Origin of the sequence: Vescimonas sanitatis, from assembly GCF_049060325.1 — a bacterium.
Classification (GTDB): domain Bacteria; phylum Bacillota; class Clostridia; order Oscillospirales; family Oscillospiraceae; genus Vescimonas; species Vescimonas sanitatis.
Genome location: NZ_JBMGPW010000004.1, coordinates 94,268 through 107,422 on the forward strand (window position 1 = coordinate 94,268; position 13,155 = coordinate 107,422).

A 13,155-nucleotide genomic window follows, 5' to 3' on the forward strand; every position below is an offset into this window, starting at 1 on the left:
CTCACCTCTTGATATAGCGGCGCATCCAGGCGTCCTTGTCCCCGGCGGGGGCGGCGGACTTACCGGCGGCAGCGGGCCGCTTGCCGGCCGCCTCGCCCTCCTCTACCTGGCGGGGCGTATGCCAGCCGGCGTCGTGCCAGCGGCGCAGGATGCCGTTAAGATAGCGCCAGTTCAGGTCCTTCTTGTAGAACACCGTGCGCTCATAGGCCAGAGCCACCGTCTCCGGCGGGAAGCCCATGTCCATCCACTGGTCGATGTAGCGGCGTTCGGCCTCCACCGGCGGTCTGTTAAGAATTCGTAAATTCGACAAATAGGAAGTGTACTTCCTGTTGCGCTCTGCCCATTTTTTCAGGTATACCGCAGCAGAATTCTGGTCAAATATGCCAAGCTGTGCCCAGCGATAGCCCTCTTTTTCCACCTGGCGCATGGTTGGGCGTCTACCCTCGCCCCACTGGCTGCGAGCCCGTTCGACACAGTGGCACACCAGGAGATAGATCACGTCGGCGGGCATACCCAGGTCATCGTAAAGACCGGCCAATATCTGCAAGTCGGCGGTGCGGAGCTTCTTGCCCAGCTGCTGCTCCGTCTGGGGCACCAGCAGGCGGAAGCCCTCGTTGTCCGTCAGCAGTCCGGCGATGTCCTGGGCGGTGTAGACCGGGCGTTCGTCCGCCGGATCGGGCGGTGCCTGGCGGGCCGGTCGAGGCAGCAGGTCCAGGTCCTGAAGGACCTTCTCCGCCGCGTCGATCCGCAGGCGGCTGATGGGCAGGACCTTTTCCAGCTCCTCCGGTGTGACGCCCCGGCCGAAGCGGCGCAGGGCCAGATACAGCAGGGCGGCGTCGCCCTGACCGCTTTGCAGCAGCTTGTCGGCCGCGTCGGCGGACAGCGTCAGCTGCTCCTGCCTGTTCCGAAGTATATAGCCGTCCATGGCGATGACCTCCCTTCTCATTCGTGCTCTCCATTCTACACGAAAAAGGGGTCGGCGTAAAGCGGGGCGGGACAACTTTTTACAAATTTCCGCTTTTCGCCAAAATAGACTTTTCTCCGGCGGGTTTTGTGGTATAATGCTATTTGTATAAGTATATATACCCAACGAAATGAATTAAGGAGGGTTTTGGCATGGCGAACCGGGTAACGATGTCTATCTGCGGCACGGAGTATATCCTCGTAGCGGAGGAGGACGCCGCCTACATGGAGAAGATCGGCAGCATGGTGGATGCGGAGATGCAGAAGCTGATGGACAGCGCCCACATGAGCCGTGACGCGGCGGCGGTGCTGGCGGCGGTCAATCTGGCGGACCAGCTCACCAAGGCGCAGGAGGGCGCGGAAAATCTGCGCCGGCAGGTGAAGACCTATCTGGACGAGGCCAGCCGCGCTAAGAACGAGGCCGCCGAGCTGCGCCGGAAGCTGCAGAACGCCCAGAACCAGAACAACCGCCGGTGATGATGGAGCTTTTGGCCCCCGCGGGGGGATATGAGGCACTGACCGCCGCGGTGCAGAACGGCGCGGACGCGGTGTATATGGGCTTCGGTGCGTTCAACGCGCGGCGGAGCGCGAAAAACTTTACCGACGAGGAATTCGCGTCGGCGGTGCGGTATTGCCATCTGCGGGGTGTGCGGGTCTTTTTGACCCTGAACACCCTGCTGACCGACCGGGAGCTGCCCGGGGCGGCCGCGTCGCTGCGGAAGGCCAGCGCCATGGGCGTGGACGCGGTGCTGGTGCAGGACTGGGGCCTGCTGACCCTGGCAAAGGAGATCGTGCCGGACCTGCCTCTTCACGCCAGCACGCAGATGAGCCTGTTCACGCTGGGCGGCGCCAATGCGGCCGCGGCGTTGGGCATGGAGCGCGTGGTGCTGGCCCGGGAGCTGGACCGGGACGAGGTACGGGAGATCTGCGCCGGCTGCGGCGCGGAGATCGAGGTGTTCGGCCACGGGGCGCTGTGTATGTGCTACTCCGGCCAGTGCGAGATGAGCGCCGTGCTGGGGCAGCGCAGCGGCAACCGGGGCGCCTGCGCCCAGCCCTGCCGTCTGCCCTACGGCGTGAACGGCCCCTGCCGGGGCGCGCATCCCCTGAGCCTGAAGGACGCCAACCTGTCCGCCTATTTGCAGGACATGCAGCGCATGGGCGTGGCCTGCCTGAAGCTGGAGGGACGGCTGAAGCGGCCGGAATACGTGGCCGTAGTGACGGGCATCTACCGCCGCCTGCTGGACGAAAGGCGGCTGCCCACGGCGGAGGAGTCCCGGGCGCTGGAGCAGGCCTTCTCCCGCAGCGGCTTTACGGACAGCTATTGGCTGGGCAGGAAGGGCAAGGCCATGTTCGGCACCCGGCCGGAGAACGTGCCGGAGCCAAAGGAGCTGTTCGCCCGCGCCCGCGAGACATACGAAAACGGAAAAGAAAACCGAAAGATACCTGTGAACCTCCGTCTGACGGTGCGCCGGGGAAAACCGGTGCGGCTGAGCGGCGCGTGCGCCGTCCCGGGCGGCGTCACCATAGTCATGGCCACGGGCGATATGCCGGAGGAGGCGCGAAACCGCGCCGTGACGGAGGAGGAGCTGCGGCAGCGGCTGACCAAGACCGGCGGCACGGTGTTCGCGGCGGATCAGATCGAAATAGAGCTGGACGAGGGGCTGATGGTGTCCGCCAGCGCGGTGAACGCGCTGCGGCGGGAGCTGCTGGACGAGCTGGCGGATCGGCGGATGGACACTCCGAAGCGCCGTGAACTGCCCGCCTCTCCCCTGCCGGAGGCCCCGGCGGGCGCGGCGGAGCTGGACTTTACCGTGTCCATCAGCAGGCCCGATCAGCTGACGGCCGAGCTGCTGGCGGAACGCCCCGCTATCGTGTATATCCCGGCGGAGCTGCTGGATAAGATGGACCTGATGCCCTATATCGGGCAGGCGGAGTTCTGCGCGGTGCTGCCCCGGATATTCCGCACGGTGGACGAACCGGTGTTCCGGGATATTCTGCAGCGGCACCCGGAGGTCGCCTCCGCGGCCATCGGCAACCTGGGCCATCTGGCCATCGTGAAGGGACTGGGCAAAACGCTCCGCGGCGACTTCGGTCTGAACGTGTACAACAGCCGGGCGGTGCGCTTCTGGCAGGAGCAGAAGCTATCGTCCGTGACGGCCAGCTTCGAGCTGCGGTGGCAGCAGGTGCGGGACCTGGGAAAATATGCGGACTGCGAGGCCCTTGTCTATGGCCGCCTGCCGCTGATGATCACCGAAAACTGCGTGACGAAGAACAGCGTGGGCTGCGCCCATGGGGCGGGCAGCGTGCTGACCGACCGGCGGGGCGAGCAATTCCCGGTGCTGTGCGCCTACGGGTGCCGGTGCGAGATCGAGAACGGAAAGACGCTGGTGCTGGCGGACAAGCCGGAGGTATTCCGGTGCGGCCTGCGGTACGGACGCCTGCGGTTTACCACAGAGACGGCGGCGGAGTGCGCGGCGCTTCTCCGCGCCCACAGGGCCGGGACCGTCACCGCCGGTGACAACAGCACACGCGGGCTGTTCTACCGGGGCGTAGAGTAAAACAAATGGTATAACACTCGTTATAATTTACAAGCCGTATTCAATTTCAGGAGAAAAAGGTGTTACTATGGAGCTGAAGATCAAGGCCCTGTCCCCCAAGATCGGGACGGAGATACCCCTCCCCCGCTTTGCCACCGCCGGCGCGGCCTGCATGGACCTGTGTGCCTGCATCGACGAGGCGGTGACGCTGGCAGCCGGGGAACGGCGGCTGGTACCCACCGGCATCGCCATCGCCCTGCCGTCGGCGGACTACGCGGCGCTGGTGTTCGCCCGCAGCGGGCTGGGCATCAAGAAGGGCGTGTGCCTTTCCAACGGCGTGGGCGTCATCGACAGCGACTACCGGGGCGAGATCGGCGTGGGGCTGGTAAACCTGGGAAGCGAACCGTACACGGTGCAGCCCGGGGACCGGATCGCCCAGCTGATGGTGGTGCCGGTGGTGCAGCCCACGGTGACGGTGACGGAGGACCTGGACGAGACGGACCGGGGCGCCGGCGGCTTCGGCTCCACAGGCAGGTGACGTATATGGCAAAGATCGTGCTGGCCTCCGGGTCCCCCCGGCGGCAGGAGCTTTTGCGTCGGATGGGCATCACCGACTTTACCGTCCGGGTGCCGGAGGTGGAGGAATACTTCCCCGCCGGGCTGACGCCGGAGGAGACGGTGTGCTACATCTCCCGGGAGAAATCCCAGGCGGTGGCGTCCGACGCGGACGAGATCGTCATCACGGCGGATACGATGGTGTTTCTGGACGACAAGAAGCTGGGCAAGCCCGCCGACCAGGCGGAGGCCCTGCAAATGCTGACGGCCCTGCAGGGTCGGCGCCACACCGTCTGTACCGGTGTGACGGTGCGGCAGGGGGAGAAAGCCCTGACCCGTGCCCAGCACACGGACGTGTATTTCCGTCCGGCCACACAGCGGGAGCTGAAGGCCTACATCGCCGGGGGCGAGCCCATGGACAAAGCCGGGGCCTACGGCGTACAGGGGCAGGGCGCGCTGCTGGTGGCGCGCATCGACGGCGACTTTTTCAACGTGATGGGGCTGCCGGTGGTGCTGCTGGCGGAGATGCTGGGCGAATTCGGGATACAGCTGCTGGGATAATGCCCCTTTCGCTCCCTCTGAGAGGGTGCGCTGCCGCCTCCCCTGCCGGGGGAGACTTCAGAGAGGAACAAACGACACATGAAGCGATTTTTTACGAAAACGGGAATATGGCTGCTGGCCGCGGCGGCTACCATCGCGGTGGTGCTGTGCGTGGTGTCGGCCCTGAGCTCCGGAACGGGGCTGCTGCACAATGCCCTGGGCGTGATCGCCTCGCCCTTCCGGGCGGCGGGTTCCGCCGTGGCGGGCTGGGTCGGCGGCATTAGCCAGCGGTTTGAGGACGTGGAGACCCTACAGCAGGAGAACGATGAGCTGCGGCAGCAGATCGCGGAGCTGGAGGAGCAGCTGCGGCAGATGGAGCCGGCGGCGACCGAGAATAAAGAGCTGCGCCAGCTGCTGGGCCTGCGGCAGCAGCGCAGCGACCTGGTGTTCGAGGCGGCCCGCGTCACCCAGCGCGACGTGTCCAACTGGGCCAGCACGCTGGTGCTGGACCGGGGCAGTCAGCACGGTGTGGCCATAGGCGACTGCGCGGTGGACAGCGCCGGGAACCTGGTGGGTGTGGTCACAGACGTGGGCCTGAACTGGTGCCGGCTGTCCACGGTGCTGGACACGGATTCCCAGTTCGGCGCGCGGGTATTCCGCACCGGCGAGACGGCGGTGGCCGGCGGTGACCTGGCCCTGATGGCCGAGGGCAGGCTGCGGCTGCAATACCTCAACGACAGCGCGAGCCTGATCAAGGGCGATGTGATCGTCACGTCCGGACTGGGCGGCTACTATCCCGCCGGGCTGGTCATCGGCACGGTGGAGTCCGTGCAGACGGATGACGGCGGGCTGGCACGGTACGCGGTGCTCTCGCCCAAATGCGATGTGGCGGCGATACAGGAGATGTTTATTATCACGGATTTTGACGTGATCCAATGATGGAGGACGGCTATGACGCGGCGGGTGATACTGCTGAAGTGGATATTGTACTGTCTGTGCGCGCTGGCGCTGGCACTGCTGCAGGGGCTGGTTCTGGTACACGTGCGGGTATGGGGCGTGCACCCGTTCCTGCTGCCGGCCATCGCGGTGATACCGGCCACGCTGGAGCGCAACGAGCAGGCGCTGCTGTACGCGGTATTTTTCGGGCTGGTGTGCGACCTTCTCTCGCCGGTGGCGGGCCTGCCGTGCTTTTACGCGCTGGCGTTCCTGCTTGGCGCGGCGGCAGCGTGGCTGCTGAGCGGGCAGGTCATCATGGCGGGCGTGGTGTGCTCGCTGGTGGCGACAGGCGTATGTATGCTGCTCTGCGGACTGCTGCACATGGCGGTGCTGGCGGGACACAGCGGCGCGGGGCTGACCGCGGCGGGCCTGCTGCTGGGCAGAGAGCTTTTGGTATCGCTGCCCTTCGCGGCGGCAGCGCACCCGCTGTTCCGGTGGGCACGGCGGCGGACACTGAGCGAATGACCATAGGAGAACCAAGCTATGATGAAAAATCCTCACCCCTCCCGGCGGCGGGTATATGTGCTGCTGGGGTTTTTCTGTGCGTTTCTGGTGCTGTTTTTTGCGGTGCTGTATGACGCACAGGTGGTACACGGCAGCGAAAATCGGGCCAGGTCCATCACCAGCAACACCGCCAGCGAAACGGTGACCGCCTCCCGGGGCATCATCACCGACCGGAATGGCAAGGTGCTGGTGAGCAACCGGCTGGCCTATACGCTGGTGGTAGACAAGAGCAGCTTCGGCAAGGACGAGGCCGCGCTGAACGACGCCATCTGGCAGCTGATACAGCTGTGTCAGGAGCAGGGCGTCACATGGAACGACACCCTGCCCATGACCACAGGGTCCTCTCCCCAGCTGACCAGCAAAAGCCTGACCAAGAGCTTCCGGGAGTATCTGGACGACAACAAGCTGCCCACGGACGGCGGCAGCGCGGAAGTGCTGGCCGCCATGCGGAAGCTCTACAAGGTCGATGACAGCTATACCAACGCGCAGGCGCGTCTGATCGTGGGCGTGCGGTATGAACTGGACGGGCGCAGCAGCTACACCTTTGCCGAGGATGTATCCACGGAGCTGCTGGGCCGCATCACCGACGGAAAGTACCGGGGCGTGACCATCAAGACGGCGGCGGCGCGGGTGTACAACACCAAGCTGGCGGCGCACATTCTGGGCACCGTGGGCGCCATATGGCAGGAGGAGTGGCGCAGCGACGAGAGCACCGGCTATGTGGGCTACGCCGACAAGGGCTACAATATGAATGACCTGGTGGGCAAGGACGGCGTGGAGAAGGCCTTTGAGGAATACCTCCACGGCAAGGACGGCAAGCGGCTCATCACCACCGACGAGAACGGCAAGATCACCGGCGAGCTGTACACCCGGGAGCCCCAGCCCGGCGGCACCGTGGCGCTGACCATCGACATCGACCTGCAGCAGGTGGTGGAGGACACGCTGGCCAGTACCATTCAGGGCATGATCGACAAGGACAGCAACGAGCGCGGCGGCGCGGCGGCGGTCATTCAGGTGGGCACCGGCGAGGTACTGGCCATGGCCAGCTACCCCACCTACGATCTGGAGACGTTCAACCAGGACTATGATGAGCTGGTGAAGGACGAACGCCTGCCCATGTTTAACCGGGCCACCCAGGGCGTGTACGCCCCCGGCTCCACCTTCAAGCTGTGCACGTCCGTGGCGGCGCTGGAGGAGGGCATCATCACCCCCAGTACCATTATCGAAGACAAGGGTATCTACACCTACTATGTGGACCCGCAGCCCATGTGCTGGATCTGGCGGCAGGCCCACACCACCCACGGGCGCATCAACGTCAGTCAGGCCATCGTGGACTCCTGCAACTACTTCTACTACGAGGTGGGCCGGCTGACAGGCATCAAGAAGCTGGACGAGTACGCCACAGCCTTCGGCCTGGGGCAGTCCACGGGCATTGAGATCGGCGACGTCAGCGGCGTGCTGGCCTCCCCGGAGTGGGCGGAGGCCCACGACCGGGAGTGGACCGACGGCCAGACCATCACGGCGGCCATCGGCCAGTCCTACAACCTGTTCACCCCCCTGCAGCTGGCCAACTATGTGGCTACGCTGGTATCCGGCGGCGAGCACTATGAGGCACATCTTCTGAAAAACGTAAAATCTTATGATAATTCACGAGTTATCGACATATATGGCAAGGGGCCGCTGAACGACCTGAACATCTCGGACAGCACCATGGCGGCGGTGACCAAGGGTATGCACGATCTGACCTACGACTCCCTGCGGAGCGCCTTTTCCCGCTGTGTGGTGGAGGCCGGCGCCAAGACCGGCTCGGCCCAGGTGGGTACGGATATCGCCAACGGCACCTTTGTGGCCTACGCCCCCTATGACGATCCGGAGATCGCCATCGCCATCGTGGTGGAGAAGGGCGGCAGCGGCAGTCTGCTGGCCAATGCGGCCGTGGACATCATCAACGCCTGGTTCACCCGGGACGGCACCGGCGCCACCGCCGCCGGCGAGGACACGCTGATGCGGTAAATCTGTTATAGAGACAAGAGGCACACATGGGACCCTATTTCAATTCGAGAGACAAACATTATAAAGATCCCTTCGGCGCCGTCCCCTGCGGCGCCGAAGTGCGCTTTGCGCTGGCGGACGACACTTACTACGGCTGCGAGCTGCTGGTGCTCCGGGAGTTTTCAGGCACGGAGGACACGTGCGCCCTGCCGCCGGCGGAGGGCGGCTTCGCCGGCACATACACCGCACCGGCTGGCGGTGAGCTGTGCTGGTACTGCTTCCGCCTGACGGACGTGGACGGGCGCTGCGTGTGGTACGGCAAAAATGGCGTGCAGGACGCGCCGGAGAAGGCGGCACGCTGGCAGCTGACGGTATACGAGCCCTCCCCCGCCCCGGACTGGTTCGGGCGCGGCGTGACGTACCAGATCTTCCCGGATCGGTTCCGCCGTGTATCCATGCCGGACGTGAGCCATATGCCCGGGCACCGGTGGCTGCACCGCGGCTGGAACGAGCAGCCGGTGTCCCTTCCGGACGAGCACGGGCAGATCACCAACCGTGACTTCTTTGGCGGCTCGCTGCAGGGCATCACGGAGAAGCTGGACTATCTGGCGGGCCTGGTCGTGACGACGCTGTATCTGAACCCCATTTTTGAGGCCGCCAGCAACCACCGCTACGACACCGGCGACTATCGGGCCATCGACCCGCTGCTGGGCACAGAGGCTGACTTCCGCACCCTGTGCACCGCCGCCCATCAGCGTGGGATGCGTGTGATACTGGACGGCGTGTTCAACCATACCGGCAGCAACAGCCGGTACTTCAACGCCGAGGGCTACTATCCGGAGCCGGGGGCGGCCCAGAGCCAGAATTCAGAGTATTACAACTGGTACAGCTTCCACCCGTGGCCGTCGGACTACGACGCCTGGTGGGGCGTGAAGACCCTGCCCGCCGTCAATGAGGCGCAGCCGGCTTACCGTGACTTCATCTTCGGCGATCAGGACAGCGTGGTCCGGCATTGGCTGCGCTGCGGCGCGGACGGCTGGCGGCTGGATGTGGCCGACGAGCTGCCCGGCGACTTTATTGAGGGCATCCGCTCGGCCATCGACGCGGAAAAGCCCGGGGCTTACCTGCTGGGTGAGGTCTGGGAGGACGGCAGCAACAAGATCGCCTACTCCCAACGGCGCAGATACCTGCTGGGCCGCCAGGTCCACGGCCTGATGAACTACCCCTTCCGCACGGCCCTGCTGAACTGGCTGGCCGGCGGCGACGCCGCGGTCTTCCGCGACAGCATGGAGACAATTCGTGAGAACTACCCGCCCTTTGCCTTCTATGGCGCCATGAACTTCCTGGGCACCCACGACACAGCGCGCATTCTGACGCTGCTGGGCGCGGAGGGCACACCGAAAACCAAGGCGGAGCGTGCGGCGTACCGCCTCTCCCCCACTGAGCTGGCCCGGGGCCTGGCAAAGCTCCGTCTGGCGGGAATGCTGCTCTACAGCTTCCCCGGCTCTCCCACCCTCTTCTACGGCGACGAGGCCGGCGTGCAGGGCTTCGAGGACCCCCTGAACCGGGGCGCCTTCCCCTGGGGCAGCGAGGACGCGGCGCTGACGGACTTCTTCCGCACTCTGGGACAGCTGCGGCGAACGCGGGAGAGCCTGCGCTCGGGCGCCCTGCGCTATCTGCTGGCCCGAGGCGGCGCTCTGGCCATCGAGCGTGAGTGCGGAGGCGAGCGCACGGTAACGGCGCTGAACGCCGGGGACGCGCCGGCAGACCTGACGCTGGCCTGGGACGCGCCCACCGCGCAGGATGCGATAACCGGACAGCGATTTCTGGTCATCGACGGGAAAGCACACCTGACATTGCCGCCGCTGAACGGCGTGATACTGGTATAAGGAACGGGGCGGCTGTTTCACGTGAAACAGCCGCCCTGTTTTTGTCCCTTTATGTTTCACGTGAAACAAAAGGGCGAAAATTTGCATTTTCCCTCTTGAAACCCTCCATGCAGGTGGTATATACTATCATAATGAACTCAGATAGAAAGAGGAATTTGCTGTGGCGAAAATCATTGCGATCGTAAATCAGAAGGGCGGCGTGGGCAAGACCACCACCTGTGTAAACCTGGCCGCTGCCGTAAAAGCCGCTGGCAAGCGGGTGCTGCTGTGCGATTTTGACCCTCAGGCCAACGCCACCAGCGGCATGGGCGTGGACAAGACCACCAGCAACGGCGTATATGACGCGCTCATCAACGGCGCAGAGACGGCCCAGCTGATCGTGGCCACGCCCTATGGCGACGTGCTGCCAAGCAGCAAGGCGCTGGCCGGCGCCGGCGTGGAGATGATCAACATGGACGACCGGCAGTTCCTGCTGAAGGCCGCGCTGCGGCAGGTGGCGGACAATTACGATTTCATTTTCATCGACTGTCCGCCCTCGCTGGAACTGCTGACGCTGAACGCGCTGTGCGCCGCCAACAGTCTGCTGGTACCGGTGCAGGGCGAGTATTACGCGCTGGAGGGACTCAGCGACCTGATGAACACCGTGCGTATCGTGCGGCGCAGCATGAACCCGGGGCTGGACATCGAGGGCGTGCTGCTGACCATGTTCGATGGCCGCACTAACCTGTCCATTCAAGTGGCCCAGGAGCTGAAGCGGTTTTTTGCCGGGAAGGTGTACAGCACCGTGATCCCGCGGAACGTGCGGCTCAGCGAAGCGCCCAGCCACGGCAAGCCCATCACCGCCTATGACAAGACCTGCCGGGGCGCGGACGCATACACGGCGCTGGCGGCGGAATTTTTGCGGAAGAGCAACTGCTGAAAGGAGACGCGGTATGGCGAACACAAAAGGTCTGGGCAAGGGACTGAGCGCACTGCTGGGCGATGACGTCATCGCCGCCAAGGACGAGCGCGCCTCCTCCCTGCTGCTGCCCATCAGCCAGGTGGAGAGCTGCTCCACCCAGCCCAGAAAGAGCTTTGAGCCGGAGGCCCTCAGTGACCTGGCGGACTCCATCCGGATACACGGCATCATCCAGCCGCTGACCGTGCGGAAGCTGCAATCCGGCTACTATCAGATCATCGCCGGTGAACGGCGGTGGCGGGCGGCGCGGATGGCCGGGCTGACACAGGTGCCCGTGGTGGTCATCGAGGCCGACGACCGCAAGGCCATGGAGCTGGCCATGATCGAAAACCTCCAGCGAGAGGATCTGAACCCCATTGAGGAGGCCGAGGGCTACCGGGTGCTGACGGAGCAATACGGCATGACCCAGGACGAATGTGCCCAGCGGGTGGGCAAGTCCCGCCCCACCGTGGCCAACGCCCTGCGCCTGCTGGGGCTGACCGATCCGGTGCGGGCCATGGTGGAGGACGGACGGCTTTCCGCCGGACACGCCCGCGCCCTGTTGACGCTGGGCAGCAAACAGCAGCAGGCCGCCGCGGAGACCGTGGTCAAGGACGCCCTCTCCGTCCGCCAGACGGAACTGCTGGTGAAAAAACTCACCGCCGAGAAAAAAGAAAAGCCCCAAAAGGACGCGCTTTCCGTCAATTATGTTGAGGAGGCCGCCCGTGAGCTGGGCGAAAAGCTGGGCCGCCCCTGCCGCATCGTCAACGGCAAAAAGAAGGGGCGCATCGAGCTGGAATACTACGGCACCGAGGACCTGAACGCCCTGCTGGAGGCTCTGGAGAAGCTGGGAAAGCGATAAGCGTTTCACGTGAAACATCATCGAATAGAGGTATAGAATATGCTTGACATCAAGTTTATCCGGGAGAACCCGGACCTGGTAAAGGAGAATATCCGCAAGAAGTTCCAGAACGCCAAGCTGCCCCTGGTGGACGAGGTCATCGCCCTGGACAGCGAGCGCCGCGAGGCCATCAACGAGGGCGAGGCCCTGAAGGCCGAGCGCAACAAGATCTCCAAGGCCAACGGTCCCCTGTTCGGCAGGCTGAAAAAGTGCGCCGACGAGGCGGAGAAGGCCGCCCTTCAGGCGGAGATCGATGCCAACAACGCCGCCGTAAAGGCCAACGCCGAGCGCATGGCTCGGCTGGAGGAGAAGAAGGCCAACGCCGAGGCGGCCATGAACAAGCTGCTGCTGGTCATCCCCCAGATGATCGACGAGTCCGTGCCCATCGGTCCGGACGACAGCTGCAACGTAGAGGTGGAGCGCTTCGGCGAGCCCAAGACCCCAGACTTCCCCATCTCCTACCACACGGAGATCATGGAGCGCTTCGACGGCGTGGATATGGACGCCGCCGCCCGTGTATCCGGCAACGGCTTCTATTACCTGATGGGCGACATCGCACGGCTGCACTCCGCCGTCACCGCCTATGGCCGTGACTTTATGATCGACAAGGGCTTCACCTACTGCATCCCGCCGTTTATGATCCACGGCAACGTGGTGGAGGGCGTGATGAGCCAGACGGACATGGACGCCATGATGTACAAGATCGAGGGCGAGGACCTGTACCTGATCGGCACCAGCGAGCACTCCATGATCGGCAAGTTCATCGACCAGATCCTGCCGGAGGACAAGCTGCCCCAGACGCTGACCTCCTACTCCCCCTGCTTCCGCAAAGAGAAGGGCGCCCACGGCATCGAGGAGCGTGGTGTGTACCGCATCCACCAGTTCGAAAAGCAGGAGATGATCGTGGTCTGCAAGCCCGAGGACTCCAAGGCCTGGTACGAGAAGATGTGGCGCTACTCCGTGGAGCTGTTCCGCAGCCTGGATATCCCTGTACGGCAGCTGGAGTGCTGCTCCGGCGACCTGGCGGACCTGAAGTGCAAGTCCTGCGACATCGAGGCCTGGTCCCCCCGGCAGCAAAAGTACTTCGAGGTGTGCTCCTGCTCCAACCTGGGCGACGCCCAGGCCCGCCGCCTGAAGATCCGCGTCCGCGGCGAGGACGGCAAACTGTACCTGCCCCACACCCTGAACAACACCGTGGTGGCCCCGCCCCGTATGCTGATCGCCCTGTTGGAGAACAACCTGCAGGCGGACGGCTCCGTGCTGGTGCCCAAGGCGCTGCAGCCCTACATGGGCGGCAAGGAGCGCCTGGTACCGCTGCACTGATAGCGTATCGTAATAGTT

Annotated in this window: 12 protein-coding genes; 11 read left to right on the plus strand and 1 reads right to left on the minus strand. The window is 64.4% G+C overall.

Annotation, left to right across the window (positions count from 1 at the left end):
* Position 1: 1 nt before the first annotated feature.
* Entirely contained in the window at positions 2-925 is a 924-nt protein-coding gene (locus ACOMDU_RS06370; protein WP_421129591.1) for a DnaD domain protein, read from the minus strand.
* 191 nt (positions 926-1,116) lie between these two features.
* Here ACOMDU_RS06370 and zapA point away from each other — a divergent pair, with 191 nt between their 5' ends.
* The 11 genes from zapA to serS all read left to right on the plus strand — a co-directional run bounded on the left by zapA (position 1,117) and on the right by serS (position 13,137).
* The gene (gene zapA, locus ACOMDU_RS06375; RefSeq protein WP_421129592.1) at positions 1,117-1,440 is read left to right on the plus strand and encodes a cell division protein ZapA; all 324 of its coding nucleotides are present in this window, start codon (positions 1,117-1,119) and stop codon (positions 1,438-1,440) included.
* Positions 1,440-3,521, plus strand: a complete 2,082-nt coding sequence (locus tag ACOMDU_RS06380; RefSeq protein WP_421129593.1) for a U32 family peptidase — start codon at positions 1,440-1,442, stop codon at positions 3,519-3,521. The genes zapA and ACOMDU_RS06380 overlap by 1 nt, the downstream gene beginning before the upstream one ends.
* 67 nt (positions 3,522-3,588) lie before the next feature.
* Positions 3,589-4,038, plus strand: a complete 450-nt coding sequence (dut, locus tag ACOMDU_RS06385; RefSeq protein ID WP_421129594.1) for a dUTP diphosphatase — start codon at positions 3,589-3,591, stop codon at positions 4,036-4,038.
* A gap of 5 nt (positions 4,039-4,043) precedes the next feature.
* Positions 4,044-4,616 carry a Maf family protein gene (locus tag ACOMDU_RS06390; protein ID WP_421129595.1) on the plus strand — a complete coding sequence of 191 codons (573 nt, stop codon included), beginning with the start codon at positions 4,044-4,046 and terminating at the stop codon, positions 4,614-4,616.
* Positions 4,617-4,694: 78 nt separating this feature from the next.
* Positions 4,695-5,534, plus strand: coding sequence for a rod shape-determining protein MreC (gene mreC / locus ACOMDU_RS06395; RefSeq protein WP_421129596.1), 840 nt, complete (start codon positions 4,695-4,697; stop codon positions 5,532-5,534).
* Positions 5,535-5,546: 12 nt separating this feature from the next.
* Positions 5,547-6,056, plus strand: a complete 510-nt coding sequence (locus ACOMDU_RS06400; protein WP_421129597.1) for a hypothetical protein — start codon at positions 5,547-5,549, stop codon at positions 6,054-6,056.
* Between the two features lie 18 nt (positions 6,057-6,074).
* Positions 6,075-8,108, plus strand: coding sequence for a penicillin-binding transpeptidase domain-containing protein (locus ACOMDU_RS06405; protein ID WP_421129598.1), 2,034 nt, complete (start codon positions 6,075-6,077; stop codon positions 8,106-8,108).
* A gap of 26 nt (positions 8,109-8,134) precedes the next feature.
* A complete protein-coding gene (locus ACOMDU_RS06410; protein WP_421129600.1) occupies positions 8,135-9,976 on the plus strand; it encodes an alpha-amylase family glycosyl hydrolase in 1,842 nt (613 codons plus the stop codon).
* A 160-nt stretch (positions 9,977-10,136) separates the two neighbouring features.
* On the plus strand, positions 10,137-10,895 hold the full coding sequence (locus ACOMDU_RS06415; RefSeq protein WP_421129601.1) for a ParA family protein: 759 nt from the start codon (positions 10,137-10,139) through the stop codon (positions 10,893-10,895).
* Positions 10,896-10,908: 13 nt separating this feature from the next.
* A complete protein-coding gene (locus ACOMDU_RS06420; protein WP_421129602.1) occupies positions 10,909-11,775 on the plus strand; it encodes a ParB/RepB/Spo0J family partition protein in 867 nt (288 codons plus the stop codon).
* A gap of 39 nt (positions 11,776-11,814) precedes the next feature.
* Positions 11,815-13,137 (plus strand): serine--tRNA ligase, encoded by a 1,323-nt coding sequence (gene serS / locus ACOMDU_RS06425; protein WP_421129603.1) that lies wholly within the window; start codon positions 11,815-11,817, stop codon positions 13,135-13,137.
* Positions 13,138-13,155 lie beyond the last annotated feature (18 nt).

Bases quoted from the DNA above. Each gene is read 5' to 3' on its own strand.
- ACOMDU_RS06370 (WP_421129591.1), bottom strand. From the start codon at position 925: ATGGACGGCTATATACTTCGGAACAGGCAGGAGCAGCTGACGCTGTCC.
- zapA (WP_421129592.1), top strand. From the start codon at position 1,117: ATGGCGAACCGGGTAACGATGTCTATCTGCGGCACGGAGTATATCCTC.
- ACOMDU_RS06380 (WP_421129593.1), top strand. From the start codon at position 1,440: ATGATGGAGCTTTTGGCCCCCGCGGGGGGATATGAGGCACTGACCGCC.
- dut (WP_421129594.1), top strand. From the start codon at position 3,589: ATGGAGCTGAAGATCAAGGCCCTGTCCCCCAAGATCGGGACGGAGATA.
- ACOMDU_RS06390 (WP_421129595.1), top strand. From the start codon at position 4,044: ATGGCAAAGATCGTGCTGGCCTCCGGGTCCCCCCGGCGGCAGGAGCTT.
- mreC (WP_421129596.1), top strand. From the start codon at position 4,695: ATGAAGCGATTTTTTACGAAAACGGGAATATGGCTGCTGGCCGCGGCG.
- ACOMDU_RS06400 (WP_421129597.1), top strand. From the start codon at position 5,547: ATGACGCGGCGGGTGATACTGCTGAAGTGGATATTGTACTGTCTGTGC.
- ACOMDU_RS06405 (WP_421129598.1), top strand. From the start codon at position 6,075: ATGATGAAAAATCCTCACCCCTCCCGGCGGCGGGTATATGTGCTGCTG.
- ACOMDU_RS06410 (WP_421129600.1), top strand. From the start codon at position 8,135: ATGGGACCCTATTTCAATTCGAGAGACAAACATTATAAAGATCCCTTC.
- ACOMDU_RS06420 (WP_421129602.1), top strand. From the start codon at position 10,909: ATGGCGAACACAAAAGGTCTGGGCAAGGGACTGAGCGCACTGCTGGGC.
- serS (WP_421129603.1), top strand. From the start codon at position 11,815: ATGCTTGACATCAAGTTTATCCGGGAGAACCCGGACCTGGTAAAGGAG.